The organism is Kocuria sediminis (assembly GCF_009735315.1).
Classification (GTDB): domain Bacteria; phylum Actinomycetota; class Actinomycetes; order Actinomycetales; family Micrococcaceae; genus Kocuria; species Kocuria turfanensis.
The window spans coordinates 458,276-478,153 of sequence record NZ_WOGU01000001.1 but is presented as its reverse complement, the minus strand read 5'-3'; the positions used below and the strand labels follow the sequence as shown (position 1 = coordinate 478,153).

The 19,878-nt window shown below is 70.4% G+C and carries 16 protein-coding genes; 14 read left to right on the top strand and 2 right to left on the bottom strand.

All coding sequences use genetic code 11. The features are described 5' to 3' along the window. Both GMA12_RS02210 and GMA12_RS02205 read right to left on the bottom strand, forming a co-directional pair. On the bottom strand, window positions 1-806 hold an 806-nt coding region (locus GMA12_RS02210), incomplete at its 3' end, for a COG1470 family protein (protein ID WP_442354862.1). A gap of 186 nt (window positions 807-992) precedes the next feature. Next, window positions 993-2,243 (bottom strand): COG1470 family protein, encoded by a 1,251-nt coding sequence (locus GMA12_RS02205; protein WP_156266620.1) that lies wholly within the window; start codon window positions 2,241-2,243, stop codon window positions 993-995. A gap of 232 nt (window positions 2,244-2,475) precedes the next feature. On the opposite strand from GMA12_RS02205, the gene GMA12_RS02200 reads away from it, so the two are divergent. From GMA12_RS02200 to GMA12_RS02135, 14 genes are all read left to right on the top strand, one after another. Next, the gene (locus GMA12_RS02200; RefSeq protein ID WP_156266618.1) at window positions 2,476-3,099 is read left to right on the top strand and encodes a response regulator transcription factor; all 624 of its coding nucleotides are present in this window, start codon (window positions 2,476-2,478) and stop codon (window positions 3,097-3,099) included. Window positions 3,100-3,205: 106 nt separating this feature from the next. Then, a complete protein-coding gene (locus GMA12_RS02195) occupies window positions 3,206-3,862 on the top strand; it encodes a Pvc16 family protein (protein ID WP_162459361.1) in 657 nt (218 codons plus the stop codon). Next, entirely contained in the window at window positions 3,859-5,928 is a 2,070-nt protein-coding gene (locus tag GMA12_RS19185; RefSeq protein WP_162459360.1) for an ATP-binding protein, read from the top strand. Before GMA12_RS02195 ends, GMA12_RS19185 begins: the two co-directional genes overlap by 4 nt. Before the next feature lie 135 nt (window positions 5,929-6,063). Then, on the top strand, window positions 6,064-6,816 hold the full coding sequence (locus tag GMA12_RS02185) for an eCIS core domain-containing protein (protein ID WP_156266616.1): 753 nt from the start codon (window positions 6,064-6,066) through the stop codon (window positions 6,814-6,816). 18 nt (window positions 6,817-6,834) lie between these two features. Further along, window positions 6,835-10,371 carry a phage tail protein gene (locus GMA12_RS02180; RefSeq protein ID WP_156266614.1) on the top strand — a complete coding sequence of 1,179 codons (3,537 nt, stop codon included), beginning with the start codon at window positions 6,835-6,837 and terminating at the stop codon, window positions 10,369-10,371. 123 nt (window positions 10,372-10,494) lie between these two features. Further along, complete coding sequence (locus GMA12_RS02175) at window positions 10,495-12,060, top strand: phage tail sheath family protein (RefSeq protein ID WP_156266612.1); 1,566 nt, start codon at window positions 10,495-10,497, stop codon at window positions 12,058-12,060. A 22-nt stretch (window positions 12,061-12,082) separates the two neighbouring features. After that, on the top strand, window positions 12,083-12,526 hold the full coding sequence (locus GMA12_RS02170) for a phage tail protein (protein ID WP_156266610.1): 444 nt from the start codon (window positions 12,083-12,085) through the stop codon (window positions 12,524-12,526). Further along, window positions 12,526-12,999 carry a hypothetical protein gene (locus GMA12_RS02165; protein ID WP_240898517.1) on the top strand — a complete coding sequence of 158 codons (474 nt, stop codon included), beginning with the start codon at window positions 12,526-12,528 and terminating at the stop codon, window positions 12,997-12,999. Before GMA12_RS02170 ends, GMA12_RS02165 begins: the two co-directional genes overlap by 1 nt. Continuing rightward, window positions 12,996-13,154, top strand: a complete 159-nt coding sequence (locus GMA12_RS18405; protein WP_156266608.1) for a DUF6760 family protein — start codon at window positions 12,996-12,998, stop codon at window positions 13,152-13,154. The genes GMA12_RS02165 and GMA12_RS18405 overlap by 4 nt, the downstream gene beginning before the upstream one ends. Window positions 13,155-15,899: 2,745 nt before the next feature. Next, window positions 15,900-16,304, top strand: coding sequence for a hypothetical protein (locus GMA12_RS02155; protein WP_156266606.1), 405 nt, complete (start codon window positions 15,900-15,902; stop codon window positions 16,302-16,304). 10 nt (window positions 16,305-16,314) lie between these two features. Continuing rightward, window positions 16,315-16,767 carry a phage tail protein gene (locus GMA12_RS02150; protein ID WP_206064620.1) on the top strand — a complete coding sequence of 151 codons (453 nt, stop codon included), beginning with the start codon at window positions 16,315-16,317 and terminating at the stop codon, window positions 16,765-16,767. 28 nt (window positions 16,768-16,795) lie between these two features. Further along, complete coding sequence (locus GMA12_RS02145; RefSeq protein WP_240898516.1) at window positions 16,796-17,608, top strand: CIS tube protein; 813 nt, start codon at window positions 16,796-16,798, stop codon at window positions 17,606-17,608. Beyond that, window positions 17,595-19,427, top strand: coding sequence for a VgrG-related protein (locus tag GMA12_RS02140; RefSeq protein ID WP_156266604.1), 1,833 nt, complete (start codon window positions 17,595-17,597; stop codon window positions 19,425-19,427). Before GMA12_RS02145 ends, GMA12_RS02140 begins: the two co-directional genes overlap by 14 nt. Before the next feature lie 40 nt (window positions 19,428-19,467). After that, window positions 19,468-19,875 (top strand): GPW/gp25 family protein, encoded by a 408-nt coding sequence (locus tag GMA12_RS02135; RefSeq protein ID WP_162459359.1) that lies wholly within the window; start codon window positions 19,468-19,470, stop codon window positions 19,873-19,875. Window positions 19,876-19,878: the final 3 nt, after the last annotated feature.

The window sequence follows — 19,878 nt, the reverse complement described above, 5'->3', positions numbered from 1 at the left end:
CTCTCCTCCGGTGCGGCACTCTCCTCCGGTGGGGCGTTGGTTTCAGAAGGAAGGTCCCACGGTGGAAAGTCCTCCGCCGTCGCCGTCCACACGCCTAGCGCGACAGCCGCCGCCAGGACTAGTAGACCGAGCAGGCCCTTGAGGCCCCAGGCCGGCAGGATCGATTCCTGGTACTGCGTCCCTGCGAGGGGGACGTCTGGACCCTCCTCGGGCGACACCATGACGGTGAACGGATACGCAGTCGGCGTTCCTCGCCAGAGTCGTTCCGTCGGCTCCGCGCGGAGCGCAGAGGTCCAGGTGGCGCCCGGCTCAATCGTATGTCTCGACTCGCCGAGAGTGAGTTCCAGGTCGTCGGAGGCGCTTTTCCCGGCGAGCGCGACGGCCACGGGGGTGTTGCCCCGGTTCGTGACGGAGACGCTGTACTGCTCCGCTCCTTTGCCCTTCGCCGTCTGGGGCGAGAGTTCGGCGACTGTCTCGTAGAAGGGCAGGAGCTCCACCAGGCCCTCTGGCACCGTGGCGTTCTCGGGTCGCTTGGCCGGTTGCACGTGCACGGCGTACGGGTGCTCGCCCGCGGGGACGGCGGACGAGCGGGGAGGCTTCAAGGTGACGACGGCCGAGGTGCTTTGACCGGGGTACACCGTGACCTCAGGGGGGTCCACCCGGGCCCAGTCGGAGGGATCCCCGACCACCTGGATCGAGTATTCCTCGACGATGTCCGAGTCGTTGCGCAACGACAGGATCACCGTCGTCTCTGTGCCGACCTCGATCTCCGACCTGGATGGCTCCAGGGTGGCCGTCGTGCCCATCAGGTCCTCCCCCCGGAGCGTCCCGGTGCTGAACGGGAGCGTGGTGCGCTGCTCTGGACATGAGCGTACGACGGTACCGACTGCCGCTCGCTTGATTCTGGGCCGGGCTTGCAGGCACCGTCCCTGCCTCGTGAGGCGCCAGCCAGTGCCCGTATGGACCACTGGAGGGGCAGCGGCATCGGCAGCTCACCCTTCCAAGGGGATGAGCTCTCCCTGCAACACGGCCTTCACTTCGCACAGGTCCGACGGTGAGGTGGCTTCCTCAGCGTCGAGTCCCGTGCACTCGAGTTCCAGCACCATCTCCTGCTCCGGAGCCAGGAGGACACCGGCATATGCAAAGGCCTGTCCCTCGAATCCTTCGACTGTCCCGTAGTACACGGTCTCCCCGTTCCTGCTTAGGGTCCACCGGCCGGTGTCGCCCTTGGATCCGCTGAGGAGGATGGTGGTGATGTTGAATGCGTCATTCTGGCCCCCGAGCGTGAAGACGGCGCTCTTCCGTCCGCCCACGTTTGCGGTGACGGCGAGCTCCACCATTGGCGGTGTCCCTTCCACCGCCCCTCCCCCTTCCAGGTCTTCTTCCACGACATGGTCCTCAGGGGGCCAGACCCGGCAGGCGACACGGTCACCACCTGTCACCATGTCCTGGAGGCACCGTTGGACGTAGACCTGGGCATCAGCGGAGAACTCCCGGGCCGCGGAACCGAACCGCTGAACCGAGAGCAGCGCCAGGAAGGCCAGCAGGGCAAGAAGCGTGAAGATGGCCGCCGCCTCCAGCGACCAGCGCGGCAGGATTGCCTCCTGCTGGTGCGTGCCGGAGATGACCGTGCTGGGACCCCGGTCTGGTTCCACCGAGATCGCGAAGGGGTGCTCTGTCCCCGTGCCGCGCCAGATGCTCGCTCGGGGGCGGACGGTGAGATCCGCGAACTGCACGGTACCGGGCACGACTCGCAGTCCGGACGGCCGCAGGTGCAGGTGAAGCCGTTCCTCCGGGTCCTTCGCGACGAGCCGCACGTCCACCGAGGCGTTGCCACGGTTGCTGACCCCGAGCCGGTGCCGGCCGCCGCGCTTGCCTCGGGATCCCTGGGGCACGAGTTTGGCGACGGTGTCGTGGAATGGCCGGATCTGGACCACGCCCTCCGCCACGACGGGGTCGACGGAGTTCTGGCTCGGCAGGACCTGCACCCCATAGGGGACGGATCCGGCAGGAACCTCCGAGGATCTCGGCACGTGGAGGTCGACCGTGACCTTGGCGAAGTCGCCGGAATCCACGGACACCGTCTCCGGTTCCACCGTCGTCCAGGGAGCGAGGGGTCCCACCACCCGGAACCGGTACTCGTCGACGGACTTCCCCTCGTTGCCCACTTTCAGGAGAACTGCGGCTGCACCGCCTGCATCTAGGCTTACCTCTGGCCTCTCCAAGACTGCCGACGGACTCATGGGTCCTCCCTGAAGATGCGCCTCCGGCAGGGCCGACGGCGTCGGCCCTGCCCGTCGCAGATTATGTCGTGGCATGACCTGCAGATTGCGGCAACCGGCCTCTCTTTAGGGCATTTTTGTTGCCCGTTGAGTCCTTGTTGAGCGCATGGTGAGCGGCCGGCTCTACCGTCGTGCCACACCGTTCATGGGGTGCGCCTCAACGGCCACTCCTGGCACAGGACGAGGAGCAGTCATGGAACCGATCACCGTTCACGTCCACGCGTGGGACCCCATCTCCGCCGCCGGGGTCATCAGCGAGCTCCGGCCCCGCCCGGAGATCCGCGTGGTGAGTCCCCAGGACGCGGACCTGGCCACCGTCGTCGTGGTCGTGGCCGACGCCGTCGACGAGGAGGCCCTGAAGACACTGCGGACGGTGCAGCGGCAGGGCACGGCGCGTTCCGTGCTCGTGGCGGGCCGACTGGAGGAGGGCGACCTCGTGAAAATCGTGGAGACCGGCGTGGTCGGCATCGCCCGACGGTGCGAGGCCACCCCGGACCGTCTCGTCACCGTGATCACCGCGGCGGCCTCCGGGGAGGGCTGCGTCCCGCCGGACCTGTTGGGCCGGCTGCTCGAGCAGGTGGGACGGCTGCAGCGTCACGTTCTGGGCCCGCGCGGCATCATGTTCACCGGCCTCGCCCCGCGGGAGGTCGACGTGCTGCGGCTGCTGGCCGACGGGCTGGACACCGCCGAGATCGCCCGCCGGCTCGCGTACTCGGAGCGGACCGTGAAGAACGTGGTGCACGACGTCACCACCCGCCTGCAGCTGCGCAACCGGTCCCACGCCGTCGCCTACGCCCTGCGCGAGGGGCTCATCTGAGCCTGCCCGTGAGGGCACCACCAGCTTCCCCGAGAGCGGGCCGGACTCCGTCGTCGGCGAGCGGACCGCGGTCCACAGTGGAGTCCATGGTGAGGAGGGCAGAGCCGTGATCGCCCAGGTGGACGACGCGCTGCGCACCCTGGTCCGCACTCAGGCCCTCGAGGGCGCCGAGGTGGAGGTGCTCTTCGACGCCCCCACGAAGGACTGGGCCGCCCGCCGCAACGCCCCCACCGTGAACCTGTACCTCTACGACATCCGGGAGGACCTCCGGCGTCGCGAGCGCGGCCTGTCCGAGGAGCGCAACGACGACGGGACGGTCCGGCGGCGCCGTCCGGCGCCCCGGCACTTCAAGCTCTCCTACCTCGTGACGGCCTGGACCCAGCGCCCCGAGGACGAGCACCTGCTGCTGGACCAGCTGCTGCGGTGCTTCCTGCGCTACGAGGCGCTGCCGGCGGACCTGGTGACCGGCCGCCTGGCGGAGCCGGCGATGCCGGTGCCGATCACCGTGGGGCTGCCCCCGCCGGAGGACCGGGCGTTCGCGGACGTGTGGTCCGCCCTCGGCGGGGAGCTCAAGCCGTCGCTGGACATCGTGGTGATCGCCCCGGTGGAGACAGGGATCGTCTACGAGATCGCCCCGACGGCGTCCGCAGGCACGGTGGTGGACATGGCCGACCGGCTGGGACCCGCGGCGGACACCGGCCGGCGCCACCGCCGGCCCCCGGCGGAGGCGCCGCGTCCCGCGCCGCCCCGGAGGACGCGGTGACCGGCGCGGCGAGCCTGGCGCACCTGCTCGGCCGGATCGGGGTCGTCGAGGAGCGCATCCGCCGGCTCGTCGCCGAGCGCCGCGCGGACGACCCGCAGCCGGACGACCCCTTCCGGGGGCTGTACCTCAGCGAGGAGGCGGTGGACCGGATCCTGGCGGACGCCCCGGCACCCCCCGGCGCTCCCGTCCCGTCGCCCCGGCTCGAGTCGTGTGAACGGGCGGCGGACCGCGCCGAGCAGGACGGGCAGCGGCTGCGGCTTCGGGAGCTGGCCGCCGTGCTCGGTCTGTCGGACCTCGACGTGGACCTGCTGCTGGTCGCCGTCGCGGCCGACCTCGACCCGCGCTTCGAGCAGCTGTTCGGCTACCTCAACGACGACGTCACCCGCCGCCGGCCCTCGGCGGCCGTCGCGCTCACCCTGTGCGGGGCGGCGCTGTCCGACTCCGGAGCCCGCGCCCGCCTGCTGTTGGGGCCGCTGGTCACCGGGGCCCTGCTGGCCCTGGAGGACCCGGACCGGCCCCTGCCCGGCCGCGCGCTGCGGGTCCCGGACCGCGTGGTGGGCCACCTGCTCGGCGACGACACCCCCGACCCGGCGCTGACCACTGTCCTCGCCGATCCTCCGGACGTGCTGTGGGGCGACCCCGCACCGCTGAGCCGGGCGCTGCGCTCGGGGGTGCTTCTCGCCTACCTGCGTGAGCCTGCGACGGGCTCGGCGCGGATCCTCGCCGCTGAGGCTCTCCGGGCCGCGGGGCACGACGTCGTGGGCCTCGACCTCGCCCGGCTGGCCGGAGAGCGCGACGCCCCCGGCCTTGTGGCGCTCGCGGTCCGGGAGGCGAGGCTGCGGCGGGCCGGGATCGTGGCGGGGCCGGTGACGGCCGTGGCTGACCACCCCGCGCTCCTGCGTGGGCTGCGCGCCGATCCCCGGCCCGTCCTGCTGTTCGGGGACACCGCCTGGGACCCGGAGTGGACGGAGCGGCCGCCCGTCGTCGTCGACGTCCCGGCGAGCACTGCCGCCGAGCGGACCGGGCTCTGGCAGGAGGCGCTGGAGGGGACCCTGCCGCGGGCCGAAATCCGGCAGGCGACGGCCCAGTTCCGGCTCGGCCCGGAGCAGGTCGCCCGGGCCGCGCGGACCGCCCGGGCGCAGGCGGCGCTGGGCGACGACGGGCAGCTGACGGGCGCCCACCTGCAGGCCGGCGCCCGGGCCGAGAACGGCTCGGCCCTGGACCGGCTCGCCCGCCGGGTCGACCCCGCGGTGGGCTGGGCCGATCTGGTGCTGCCGGACCCGGTCCTGCTGTCCCTCCAGGAGCTGGCGATGCGGGCCCGGCACCGCGAACGGGTGCTCGGCGAGTGGGCCATGCGTCCCGGGGCGGGACGCGGCCACGGCGTGGCGGCATTGTTCGCAGGGGACTCCGGGACGGGCAAGACGATGTCGGCGGAGGTCGTGGCCAGGGAGCTGGGCCTGGACCTGTACGTCGTCGACCTCGCGACCGTCGTGGACAAGTACGTCGGGGAGACGGAGAAGAACCTGGAGCGGATCTTCACCGCAGCCTCCGGGGTCAACGGGGTGCTGCTCTTCGACGAGGCCGATGCCGTCTTCGGGCGCCGCTCCGAGGTCAAGGACGCCCACGACCGCTACGCGAACATCGAGAGCGCCTATCTGCTCCAGCGGATGGAGACCTTCGACGGTCTGGTGGTGCTGGCCACGAACCTGCGGGCCAACATCGACGAGGCCTTCACGCGCCGGCTCGACGTCGTCGTCGACTTCCCCCTGCCCGACCCGGGGCACCGCGCCCTGCTGTGGGACCGGGTCCTCGGCCGGCTCATGGAGCGGGCCGAGGACCTGGACCTGGACTTCCTCGGCCGGGCCTTCGAGCTCGCCGGCGGCGGGATCCGCTCCGCCGCGGTGACCGCCGCCTACCTGGCCGCGGAGGACGGCACCCCGGTGACCATGACACACCTGGTCACCGCGGTGCAGCGGGAGTACCGCAAGCTCGGCCGGCTCACCCTGGAGAGCGAGTTCGGCCCCTACTGGGGCGCCCTGAGGACAGCGCATTCACCGCGCGTCTGAGGCACCGTGTCGTGGCGAGCGCACGACCTGCCCCTTCGGGCAGCTCCTGGTGCCCCCACGACCGTCGAGGGGCCGCTTGCGGGCCGCCGGACCCGGGCGCATGGTGGCCGCAAGGCCCGAGAGAAGGGACTCGTCATGCACATCCACGACCACGACCACGACGAGAGCGAGAGCCTGCGGCCACGGGCGGACCGCGTCGAGGGAAACGCCCCGCCGCAGCTGTGGCGGGCCGCGGCGGCCAGGCGCACCGACGTCCTCGGCCCCGCCGGCATGCTCGCCGTGCAGCGGACGGTCGGCAACACCGGCGTGCAGCGGCTGGCGGAGGAGGAGCGCTCCCCGGTCCTGGACGTCGTCTCCTCCGGCGGCCGCCCGCTGGAGGATCCCGTCCGCACGGACATGGAGGCGCGGCTGGGCCACGACTTCTCCGACGTGCGCGTGCACACCGACGACTCCGCGAGCCGCTCCGCGGCGTCCGTGAACGCCCACGCCTACACGGTGGGCTCCAACGTCGTCTTCCAGCGGGACAAGTACGACCCGTCGTCGACGTCAGGGCGCACGATGCTCGCCCACGAGCTCACGCACGTCGTGCAGCAGCGCTCCGGTCCGGTGGACGGCACCCCGACGGGCGCGGGCATCCGGGTCAGCGACCCCTCCGACCGCTTCGAGCGGGAGGCCGTAGCCAACGCCGAGCGGGTCATGTCCGGCCCAGCCCCCCTGACGCCGGCGCCTGCCGCCGTGCAGCGGGCGGCGGCGGAGGATGCCGCGCCGGCCATCCAGCGGACCGAGGGCGAGGAGGAGACCGCCCAGGGGTCCTTCACCGAGGACGCCACGGCCCAGCGCGACGTCGTCCAGCGGGCCGAGGGTGACGAGGAAGAAGAACAGGCCTGAGCGCGGCCGGCTGCTCCCATGTTCCTCACCCACGAGAACGGTCCCCGGACGGGGCCCGCGCGGCGGCCGGAACCCTCCGGCCGCCCGGTGCGGAGTTCCCCCGCCACGCTCCAGGCGCTGCAGCGCAGCGCCGGCAACGCCGCGGCCGCCGCCTACGTCCAGCGGCTGGCCGAGAGCCCCGGCCCGGTGAAGACCGTCCCGGCCTCCCCGCAGAACGACCCCCGCTTCCAGGCGGTGGCCGCCAAGGTCGCCGGGCAGGGCCGGCAGCTGCGGCAGCACCCCGCGCCCCGTGCCGAGGCCCGGCAGGCCGCCAAGGCCGCCGTGCCTCCCGCCACGGACAAGGAGGCCCAGGCCAAGGCGGCACAGGCCGAGACCATGACCACGGCCAGGCCGGGCGGCTTCGACAAGGCCGGCTTCATCGCCGCGGTCAAGGCCGCGATCGCCGCTCAGGCCCCGAAGAACCTGGAGCAGGCCGAGAAGTTCGGGGAGTCCGGCAAGGCCGAGGCGGTCAAGGCCCAGGTGGCGGGGAAGGTGACGGAGGGCAAGAAGGCCTCCGCCCAGGACATCGCCGAGAAGACGGCGGCCGCGCCCGACACCTCGAAGGTCGAGGACAAACCCGTGGCCCCTCTGCCGGCCGGGCCGCAGCCGGCGGCACCCCGCGTGGACGCAGCCGCCGCCATGCCCGCCCCGGTGCCCACCGAGCAGGTCGACCTCGGCGGCGGCAAGCGGGAGACCGACGAGGCCATGGCGCAGGCGGACGTCACCGAGCAGCAGCTCGCCACCTCGAACGAACCGGAGTTCACCGGGGCCCTGGCCGCCAAGAAGCAGGGCGAGGAGCACTCGGCCACGGCCCCGGCCGCGTTCCGGGAGGCGGAGGCGGCCCAGCTGGGCGCGGCGAGGCAGGAGGCCCAGCAGAAGGGCGCCAGTGGCCTGGCCGGAATGCTCGGCGCCAAGAAGAGCGCGCTGAGCAAGGCCGTGGCCGGCAAGACCGCCGCCAAGTCCCAGGACGAGACCGAGCGCGCCAAGATCGCCGGCGAGATCAAGGCCATCTTCGACGCAACGAAGGCTGAGGTCACCGCCATCCTGGGTGCCCTCGACGGGGAGGTGGACAAGGAGTTCTCCACCGGGGAGGCCGAGGTCCGGAAGGCCTTCACCGCTGACCTCAACGCGAGGCTGGCCGAGTACAAGCGCAAGCGCTACTCCGGGTGGGGCGGGAGCCTTCTCTGGGCGAAGGACCTGCTCGCGGACCTGCCCGAGGAGGCGAACCAGTGCTACGTGGCGGCCCGGAAGACCTACGAGGAGGGCATGTCCCGCGTCATCGGCAAGGTCGCCGACCTCATCGGTGACCGGCTGACCCGGGCGAAGGAGAGGATCGCCAAGGGGCGTGCGGACATCAAGGCCTATGTCGCCGCGAAGCCCAGGAACCTGCAGAAGGTCGCGCAGCAGGCCGCGGAGCAGTTCTCGGAGCAGTTCGACCAGCTCGAGAACGACGTCGACGCCAAGAAGGACGCGCTCGTCGAGGACCTTGCGGCCAAGTACACCGAGTCGAAGGCCGCCGTGGACGCGGAGGTCACGGCGATGCAGGAGGCGAACAAGGGGGCGTGGAGCAAGGCCAAGGAAGCGGTGGGCGGTGCCATCCAGACCATCCTGCAGCTCAAGGACCTGCTCGCGAGCGTGCTCGCGCGCGCGGCGAACGCCGTCGGGAGGATCATCAAGGACCCGATCGGCTTCCTGGGCAACTTCGTCAAGGCGGTCAAGGGCGGGATCCTGCGCTTCGGCGAGAACATCGTCGAGCACCTCAAGGCCGGACTGCAGGGATGGCTGCTCGGATCGCTCTCCGCGGCGGGTATCGAGCTGCCCGCCAAGCTCGACCTCAAGGGCATCGTCGGCCTCGTGCTCTCGCTGCTGGGCCTGACCTGGCCCGCCATCCGCGCGCGGATCGCCAAGCACGTCCCCGAGCAGGTGATGGCCGGCGTCGAGAAGAGCGTGGCGTTCATCCAGGTGATCCTCACCGAGGGCGTGAGCGGGCTGTGGAAGTGGGTGGTGGAGAAGCTCGGCGACATCAAGGAGATGGTGATGGACCAGATCCGCGACTTCGTCATCACCAGGATCGTCAAGGCAGGCATCACCTGGCTGATCTCGATGCTCAACCCGGCCGCGGCCTTCATCAAGGCCTGCAAGATGATCTACGACGTGGTCATGTTCTTCGTGGAGCGGGCCGCTCAGATCAAGGAGTTCGTGGACTCGGTCCTCGACTCGGTGGAATCCATCGCCAGCGGCGGTGTGGGCGCGGTCGCGGGATACATCGAGATGACCCTGTCGAAGATGGTGCCGGTCCTGATCGGCTTCCTGGCCAGCCTGCTGGGGCTGGGCGGGATCTCCGACAAGATCAAGGAGATCATCGCCAGGGTCCAGGAGCCGGTGGGCAAGGTGGTCGACAAGCTCATCGCCGGCGCGGTGAAGATCGGCAAGAAGCTGCTGAAGAAGCTGAGTGGCGCCTTTCAGAAGGGCAAGGCCTGGGTCAAAGCCAAGTACGAGAAGGGCAAGGCCTACGTAAAGAAGAAGCTGGGCATCAAAGATGAAACCCTGAGTCAAAAGCAACATCGACTGGAGGCCGGGGTCGCCGCGGGGATCAGAGCAGTCGACAAGTACGCTGGCAAGGCCGTTGCAGGAAAAATCCTCAAGCCTTTGTTATTAGGAATACGCCTGCGCTACGGAATGCAGGAACTAAGTCTTGTAAATATGGAAGACCACTGGGCTGTGCGTGGGGCAGTCAACCCAACACTAACCCTTGGTGCAAAAGCCAAACCTGTCGATCCGGACATCCTCGAGGCACAGAAGTACTTATCCACTTCCGTCGACCTGATTGACCCCACGAAGCAGGTTTTCCGGGGCACGGTGAGCGAGATTGAGGAGCAGACAAAGATCGTCCGAATTAAGGTGGGGGGTTCCACACGCATGCCGGGCACTCGCAGGATAATTGTCAAAAGTAATCTGTATTACGTATCCTTGGCGGATTTTCTGGCTGCCGTACGAGCCAAGGCCCCTGTACCGGTAAAAAACCTCGCCGATCTCGAGCACCCTTCGAAGTTTGTCATTAATGTCAATGGCAAATTCTTGATCGCCCCAGAATATCGGGCCGACTGGCGCGCCCGCTTTTACGGACCCTACAGCACCAAAGTCAAGCTGGATAAACTAGAGCGGCTGAAGAACCCCTATCGCGGCGACCCGTCGACGGGCCTGGCCCACCCGGACGATATTCACCTGCACGTTTCCAACCGCCGATACTGGGCTAGAAATACTTATTACAACCCCAGGGACGGCAAGCGCTTCGAGCCTACCCTCGACCACGACCCAGCGGTGGTAGAAGACTGGAACAAAGAGGGCGGCGGGCACACAACCCAACAACCGCAGCGTAAAGCCTTCTTCAGCGCTGGTCCGTTTGAAGTACTGCCGTGGTTCCTGAACAGCTCTGAGGGCTCAGGGCCCGGTAGGGAGCGGATGTGCCCGGAGGTGGGGCCGGACTTCCGGGGGCCGGGTGAGAAATTCCCCTGATCTGAACTGGTGCCTCTTCGGGCAGTCTCCCCTTCCCTCACATGCGGCCCCGTAGCCTCCCGGCCCCCTCTCCCCCGGTCCGACCCTTGAACCACGATCCGGACTCTTCCGAGGAGAGACACGATGCCTACCTATCTTTCGCCCGGCGTCTACGTCCAGGAGGTCGAGGCGGGCACCCGCCCGATCGAGGGAGTGGGCACGGCGGTCGCCGCGTTCGTGGGCCTGGCGGCCAAGGGCCCCGTCAACGAGCCCACCCTGGTGTCCAACTGGACCCAGTTCTCCGAGACCTTCGGTGACTTCGTGCCCGGGTCCTACCTGGCCCACTCGGTCTACGGGTACTTCCTCAACGGGGGCGGCAACTGCTACATCGTCCGCATCGGGGCCGACGGCGCCGACGGGGACGGGCAGCGGTCGAAGGCGAAGCAGCCGAAGGCGGTGGCCGGCCCCCCGATGGCCGAGGTGGGCGGCTACCGCATCACCGCGAAGTCCACGGCGGCCAACCCGAAACCCGTGACGGTCGAGTTCGACGCCCCCGGTGGGGAGACTCCCCCGGAGGACCAGTTCAAGATCACCATCACCGTCGAGGGACGCCAGCCCGAGGTCTTCGACAACGTGACCACCAAGAAGGGCCCCAACAACGTGGCCACGAAGGTGAGCGCCGAATCGAAGCTCGTAACCATTGAGGAGATCGCGACCGGTAGCGCCCCCTCCAAGCCCGACCGCGGCACCGTGCAGCTGCAGGCCCCGGAGCCCGAGCCGGAGCCCCCCTCGGCCGACGCCCTCAGCGCGGACGCCTACGTGGGCGACGCCGCGGACCGGACCGGCTTCAGCGGCCTCGAGGCCGTGGACGAGGTCACCATGGTCGCCGTCCCCGACCTGATCGCCGCCTACGAGCAGGGTGCGATCGACGGGGAGACCCTCAAGGCCGTGCAGCTGGCGCTGATCGCCCACTGCGAGCTGATGGGCGACCGGATGGCCATCATCGACCCGCCGCCGGGGCTGAACGCCCAGCGGATCAAGGAGTGGCGCGTCAACGACGCCGGCTACGACTCCAAGTACGCGGCCCTCTACTGGCCGCGGCTCAAGGTCCTGGACCCGTCCGAGGGGATCCACCGCTTCGTCCCGCCGTCGGGGCACGTCGCCGGCGTCTGGGCCCGCAACGACGACACCCGCGGCGTGCACAAGGCCCCGGCGAACGAGGTGATCCGCGGGGTGACGAGCCTGGAGACGAACATCACCAGCGCCGAGCAGGAGCTGCTCAACCCGATCGGGGTGAACTGCGTCCGCTCGTTCCCGGGCCGCGGCATCCGGGTCTGGGGCGCCCGTACGCTCTCCAGCGATGCCGCGTGGCGCTACGTGAACGTGCGGCGGCTGTTCAACTACCTAGAGGAGTCCATCCTGCAGGGAACCCAGTGGGCGGTCTTCGAGCCCAACGACCCGGCGCTGTGGGCCCGCATCCGCCGCACGATCAGCGCCTTCCTGACGAACGAGTGGCGCAAGGGCGCCCTGTTCGGGACCACTCCCGGTGAGGCGTTCTTCGTGAAGTGCGACGCCGAGACCAACCCCGCCGAGGGCATCGACGCCGGCCAGGTGGTCTGCCAGGTGGGGGTCGCACCGGTGAAGCCCGCCGAGTTCGTCGTGTTCCAGCTGTCGCAGTTCTCCGGCGGCACCAGCCTCGTGAACGAATGATCGCCCGGAAAGGACCAGGACCATGCCACTCGCCGATTTCGACAACGCCCCGGCCAACGGCTTCACGGTCACCATCGACGGCATCGAGGTGCCGCGCGTGATCGAGGTCAGCGGCCTGAAGCACGAGGTCGACAAGATCGAGCTCAAGCAGCAGACCCAGGACGGCAAGTACGTCATCCGCCAGCTGATCGGCCGGCCCAAGGCGGGAGAACTCACCGTGACCCGCGGTCTGACGGAGAGCAAGACCGTGACGGACTGGCTCAAGACTGTCATGGAGGGCGACGTGGCCGGCGCCCGCAAGACCGCTGCCGTCGCCCTGCTCGACTACAAGGGGGAGACCGTCAAGACCTACAACTTCACCAACTGCTGGGTGCGCAGCGTGGAGGTCAACTCCCTCAAGGCCGGCGCCACGGAGCAGACCACGGAGAAGTTCGTGATCTGCTACGACGAGTCGACGGTCGAGTGATGCAGCGCATCCATGGGACCGCGGGGGTGGTGCCGGCGTCCGAGCACGCAGGCACCACGGCGGGCACCGCGCCGCCCCAGGAACGCCGGGACGAGCGGTCGGCGCTCAGGACGGAGTTCGCCTTCGACCTGCCGCGCGGCTACGTGGACCAGGACGGGACGGTGCACCGCTCCGGGGTCATGCGCCTGGCCACCGCCCGCGACGAGCTGCTCCCGCTCTACGACGCCCGGGTGCAGGAGAATCCCGCCTACACCACGGTGGTGCTGCTGAGCAGGGTCATCACGTCCCTCGGGACGCTGGGGTCGATCACCTCGAACGTGGTGGAGAACATGTTCGCCTCCGACGTGGCGTTCCTCCAAAGCCTGTACCGGCAGGTCAACGCCGAGGGGCACACCCGGATCGCCGTGACGTGCCCGGAGTGCTCGCACCGCTTCACCGCGGACCTCGCCGGTGGTCGCCTGGGGGAATCATGACGTACGCGTCCGACCGGATCCACGAGGAGGTCGCGTACGTGGCGTACCACTTCCACTGGGGGCTCGACGACATCCTGGACCTGGAGCACGGCCAGCGCCTGCGCTACGTCCGGGAGATCGCCGACATCAACCGCCGGCTGAGCGAGGAGCGCTGAGCCGTGCGGTGGCCGTGGCAGAGGAAGGAACCAGAACCCGCCCCGGAGACACCCCCCGGCACGAGTCCCGCGGCACTGCCCCGCGGTCCGGCCGACCCTGCCCCCTCCCCGGCAGGCTGGGCGTTCTTGCCTCCCCTTCAGCGCACGCTCGGGGACCTGGAGACGACGACGGCGCCCCACTGGTTCACGCAGGGGCTCCCCACGCGGGTCAACCCTTCGTTCACCAGCACGATGTCCCATCTGATCAGCGCGGACGCTCCGACGGGCGTCATCGACCTCGACGGCGCGGACGCCGGCCCGATGCCCGAGCGCACTGGACAGGCGTCCGGACCCGTGGAGATGCTTCTGCATGCGCCCCCGAGATCCCAGGGCATCCGGGGTGGCCAGGTCGGTCCGACCGCACCGGTGCAACGCCTCGCCGCGGGCGCCCCGGCGCAGGGACGATCCCTGACCACTGTCCCGCAGGGCGGCTTCGGCGTGCTTGAGCTCCCCGCGCTCCCCGATGCGGAGGAGGATGCCGGAGCGTCTCCGGACGACCAAGGCGAGCATGATGCCCCGGGCGACGTTCTGGCCGACACAGTGTTCGGGACGTCAGCACCCGAGAAACCTGCGCACGGCACACATGCATCCGACGACGCAGTCTCCCCGGCAACCGACGGCGTCGATGCGTCGGCCGGTTCGGAACCCGCCGCGACCGGTCCTTCCCTGCCCCTGCAACGGCAGGTGGCAGATTTGCCCGGGAGCGACGCGGGCAGCGCCTTCGATGGCACGGCCACGTCCGTTCCGTTGCCCGTCCGACCGACCGCCCAGCGCAGCCGGGCAACCACTGGCACCGGGGCTCCGCCCTCTCCTGACCCGGCAGCAGTTTCCTCGTTCCCGCGGAAACTGGGGCTGGGCCGGCCGTGGTCCAATGCCACCCATCCGTCGGGCACCTCCGAAACCGGCGCGCCTCCTACCACGGCGCTGCAACGGAGCCCGGTGTTTCCTGAGTCCTCGCAGGAGCACGGGCGGGGGCCGGTTGCCGCACGGTCTCCCCTATCGCCGGAGGCTGCGACGTCTTCCCCGCCGCCGATACCCTCACCGCGTGGCGCACCGGCTCCGTCGTCGCCGTCGGTGGCTCCTCAGGGGGAGTCCGCGATCTCCAACAGCCCCGTGGAGTCACGGTCGACGGGGACGGACCGGACCGCGCCGACCGAGGCGCCCCCGGCACCCACCGGGCCCACCGCGACGCGGCCGACCGTTCCGGTCCTCCCCGTCCACGGCCATGGCCCGCATCCCGACGGCTCTCCTCGCTCCATGGGTGGGCGGTCACTCGATAGTGGCTCAGCGGAGTTTCTGCGCGTGGTTGGCCGCTCCGCGGTCGCGTGCGACGTCCCCGTCGACCGGGCCGCCACGGACGGAGGGGCGGGGGGTCCGGCGCGGAGGACGCCCGCCGCCGGAACCCTGCAGCGCGCACCGGAGGACGATATGGCCGGGCACCTCCGGCAGCCCGTCGCCGAGGACCGTTCGGCCGCTGCTCCGGACCCTCCGGCCGACGGTGCGGAGCCGATGCCGTCCCCTCCCCTGGTGGCGGCCTCTCCGTCAGCTCCGCGGCCAGAAGCCGTGGCTCTCACCACTCCCCCGAGCCGGCCGACCAGCAGTCCCGTCGACGATCCGCGGCAACTGCTGTCGTCTCCAGACCGTCCGGGGACGGACCCTTCCTCGGCGTCCCACCGCCCGGATGACCTGCCTGTGGTTTCCCGGGCGACCGCATCACCGCGAGTCGTGTCCGCAGCGGGTGGCGACGGCCGTGCCGCGGGTGAAGGTTCCAGCCTCCCCACGATGGCCACGGGATCGGAGGAGGCCGACGTGGGCTCGACCGACGCAGGCTCGGCCGGTGCAAATCCAGCAGGCACCGATCCAGCAGGCACCGATTCAGCAGGCGCCGGATCTCCCCCAGGAGTTCGGCCCCCGGTGCAGCGGATGACGGTCGCGCATCCCGCCGGTCCTTCCAGGCTGCTCCCTCCCATGGAGCTGCCCATGGTCTCGCGCTCGGCCGGTGAAGGTCACCGGCCGCAGGCCACCGCGGTCAGTCGACCCCCGGGGTCACCAGCACGTGCTGTTCCTCCCCTCGACGCGCCCACGGATCCTGGACAGGGGTTCGTGGGCCCGGCGCCGACGGCGGCACGGTCGTCATTCCCGGTGCAACGGAGCAGCGCACAGGCCGTCGGCGGCTCAGAACCCGCCGCCACGTCCTGGGAAGCGGTGCCCTCAGCTGTGGCCTCCCCCCTGCGCGGAGCGGGGACCTCGGTGCAGGCTCCGTCGGCGGGTCCGGGACCGGCACCCGCGGTTGCCCACAGCACCACGGCCGCGCTGTCCCTCCGGCCCGACCAGGTCGGTGTCCCCGAGGCGGAGGGCTCAGCCGATACCGTTCTCCGCCTTGAACGGGGCGGACCGGCGCAGAGAATCATCCCGACCGCGGTGGCCCTCCCGGCGGGGGGAACCGACGGGGATTTGCCCCGGTCAGGGCACCGCCCTCCACCGGGCGGCACCTCACCGTCCGGGCCTTCGCCCGTCGGCGTGGTCCAGCGTTCCACACCCCCATCGGCACCGGCTGGTCCCTCGGCCACGCACGAGGCATCGCTGCGCTGGGGGACGACATCGGCTGGCGTCGTCGCTCCTCCGGGAGGAGGACGCCACGTCGCGGGGGCGGTGCCGCCGGCGTGGAGCCAGACCCCGCCGGCGAGCAACGCGGAGCCCGCGACGATGCGCCTCGCCCTTCCGTCCCGGGAACCGCCCGGGGCGATCTTCTCCCGTGATGCCTCCCCCACCATGCAGAACTCCGTCCAGCGGCAGGAGACCACGGCCGGCGCGGCACCCAGCCTGGGGCTCGTTCCCGCGGACGGCGGCACGACGGCCGTCCAGCGCGAGGCTGCGGGCGCCACCGAGGACAGCCGTTCGACGACCCTTCCAGCCGGTCCCGGCGCGGCACCCGGCGGCGCACCGGCAGCCGCACCGGGTGCCGCGCCCGGGACGCCGGGCGACACGGGAATGAGCCCGGAACAGGTCGACGAGCTCGCCCAACGGCTCGTCGCGCCGATCGTGCGGCGGATCAAGGCCGACATGCTCCTGGACCGCGAGCGCCGCGGTCTGCGGACCGACGTGCGCTGAGGAGACGGAGATGGACAATGTCATGGAAGGCGTGGACACCGCGGTCAATGTGCAGTACGTGGTCACGCTGGACAAACAGAGCCTGGGGTCCTTCAGCACCTGCGAAGGCCTCGGGTGCGAGGTGGTGATGGAGACCCGGGAGGAGGGCGGCAACAACGACTTCGTCTGGCAGCTCCCGAGCCGGCTCAAGTACCCCAACATCACCCTCACCCGACCCCTGGGACCCGATACGGCGAAGATCGCCTCCTGGTTCGCGGCGCTGGCAAGCGGTTACGACCGCTACACCGGCCTCATCGAAGCCAGGAACGGCAAAGGGACGAAGATCGCGTCGTGGCAGCTCCAGGGCGTCGTGCCCGTGCGGTGGAAAGGCCCCTCCTTCAACCCGGACCAGCCGAAGGTCCTCCTGGAGACCCTGGAGATCGCCCATCACGGCTTCGTGGCCGTCCCGACGGGCCACAACTGACGGCCAGCCCCGCAAGGAGGCGAACAGCATGTCTTCCACGACCGAAGCGATGAGCGCCACGGCCACGCCGTCCGCCGGCAAGGGACCACGCCGCGACGCGTTCGCCCCGAAGCTGGAGCACGCCTACCTGCAGCTCTTCGAGCCCTCCAAGGACGGGTCCCTCGACAAGCCCGGGCCGTCGATGGGCAAGATCGAGTTTCAGTTCAACCCCAAGGAGCTGACGTTGGCGAAGTCGGCCTCCTGGCAGCCGGACAGCGGCAAGGGCAAGAAGAACAGCACCCCGCAGTACAAGGGGCCCCAGCCCTCGAAGCTGACGCTGGAGATGTTCTTCGACGCGTCCGCGACCCGGAACGACAGCGTGGTCAAGCGGGTGGAGCAACTGTTCGTCTGTTGCGTGCCGACCGCGGACTCCCACCAGCGGAAGAAGAGCTCGCCCCCGTGGGTGCTGTTCCGCTGGGGCAGCCTGACCGGCTTCGTGGCGTACATCAGCAGTGTGCAGGCGAAGTACACCTTGTTCACGGCGGCAGGGCTTCCGATCCGGGCCACATGCACTGTCACCCTCGAGGAGATCAAGGGAGAGCCCCCTGGACAGAACCCCACCTCGGGCGGCCTCGTGCCCCGCAGGGCCCACACGGTCGTCGACGGCGACACCCTCGCCGCCATCGCCTACGCCGAATACGGCAATCCCGCCCTGTGGCGGGCGGTTGCCGAGCTGAACCGGCTCGACGACCCCATGCGCCTGCGGCCGGGCAGCACCTTGCTGCTGCCCACCACGGACGAGGTGCTCCGCCCCCAGCGGACCGGCGCACCGCGGAGGGAGGCAAGGGATGGCCTTCGGTGAGGAGTACAGCAGCACGCTGCTGGTCGAGATCCAGGGCAAGGCGCTGCCGCCCGATCTCGCGGCGCTGTTCCTGGCCGGTTACGTGGACGACAGCGCCAACGTCCCGGACCTGTTCGTGCTGCGCTACAGCGACGCGAACGCCACGTTCCTCGAGAAGACCTCCGTGCGGATCGGTGACCCTGTGAAGCTCTCCGTTCAGACGAGCGGCCCTTCCGGTCCCACGCCCCTGCTCTCGGGCGAGGTGACCGCCCTCGAGACCGAGCTCGGCAGCGACGGCGCATACACGGTGGTGCGCGGCCTGGACCACTCGCACCGGCTCTTCCGCGGCCGACGGGTGGAGGCCTACCTGCAGAGCACTGCCGCGGACATCGCCCGGAAGGTCGCCACCCGGGCCGGTCTGCGAACGGGCACGATCGATGCCCAGGGCCCCGTCCTCCAGCACGTGGCCCAGGACGGGGTCAACGACTGGGACTTCCTCCGTCGCCTCGCCCACGAGGCGGGGGCGTTGCTCAGCGTCTCCGACGGCGCCCTGCACTTCACGGCCGCCACCGACGCCTCCACTGCGCCCGGCGGGGAGAGAGGCGCGCGGCGGGATCCCCTGGTCGTCGAGAAGGGGGTCAACCTCTTGGTGCTGCGCGGCACGGTGACTGCCGCCGACCAGGTGCCCGACGTCGAGGTGCGGGGTTGGGACGTGGACGGCAAGCGAGAGATCGTGGCCGTCGCCCCCGCCGAAACTACCAGCGCTGTGCTCCCGGACGTCCGGCCCGTAGACCTGGCCAAGCAGTTCGACAGTCCCCGCTACGTCGCCCCCGCCACAGTCTTCGACCAGCCGGCCCAGTGCGAGAGCGCGGCCGCCGCCCTGGCGAGCCACGTCGCCGGGGGCTTCGCCGAGCTCGACGGCGTGGCACGGGGCAATCCCCGGCTGCGCTCCGGGGCAGCTGTCTCCCTGGTGGGCGTCGGCAAGCCGTTCGAGGGCCGCTACACCCTCAGTTCCTCGCGCCACGAGTTCAGCCCCGAGAGCGGCTATCAGACATCCTTCACCGTCAGCCACGCCTCCGAGCGCTCGTTCTACGGCGTCGCCGCAGGCGGGGCCACGGGCACTGGCCGCCCGGCAGGGTTCCCCGGGGTGCTCAACGCGGTGGTGACCGCCGCGCAGGACCCCGACAACCAGGGACGGGTCAAGCTCAAGTTCCCCCTGCTCTCCGACACCTACGAGAGCGGGTGGGTGCGGACCGTGCAACTCGGAGCCGGGGCGGGCCGTGGCACCGTGGTCCTGCCCGAGGTGGGAGACGAAGTGCTCGTCGCCTTCGGCCAGGGCAGCTTCCAGCAGCCCTTCGTCCTGGGGGGCCTCTACAACGGCCAGGATCAGCCGGACAAAGAGTGGTCCGAGCACGTCGGCTCCACCGACGGGGCCATCGAGCGGCGCGCCTTCGTCTCCCGCACCGGGATGCTCGTCGAGTTCGTGGAGACCCCCGGGGAGGAGCGGCTGACGCTGAGCACCCACGGCGGCAGGCAGAAGGTCTCCCTCGTCCAGAAGGGCAAGGCGGGGATCGAGATCGTCTCGGAGGGCCCGGTCACCGTCACGGCCAAGGACAAGGTCGACGTCACCACGGCCACGGGGGACGTCACCGTCAAGGGCAGGAATGTGACGGTTGAAGCGGCCTCCGCGCTCGCGCTCAAGGGTGCCACGGTGTCCGTCGAGGGCCGGGCCACGGCCGACCTGAGGGGCGCGAGCGTGAAGGTCGACGCCTCCGCCACGGCGGAGCTCTCGGGCTCCGCCACCACCACGATCAGGGGTGGGCTGGTCCGCATCAACTAGGCGTGGCCGGACGACCGCGCCGCGAGAAGGGGGCAGGACGGTGGGACAGGAGTTCATCGGCTCCGGGTGGGCTTTCCCGGTGCGCACGGACCGCACGGGCGGCGTCGCCCTGGTCCGGGAGATCCGGGAGATCGAGGAGAGCATCTACCTCATCCTGGCCACCTCGCCCGGCGAGCGGCCCATGCGCCCCGAGTTCGGCTGCGCCGTGCACGACTATGTGTTCGCCCCCGCGGACGCGGCCACGGCCGGGGACATCGCCTTCGCGGTGCGAGTGGCCCTCGACCGGTGGGAGCCGCGGATCAACCTGGAGGACGTCCTGGTGCACCTGGACACCGCCACGGACGGGGTCCTGCTCATCGAGGTGCAGTACACCGTGCGGGGCGCCAACGACCCGCGCAACCTGGTCTTCCCCTTCTACACGATCCCCCGCCACGACCAGGAGACGTGATCC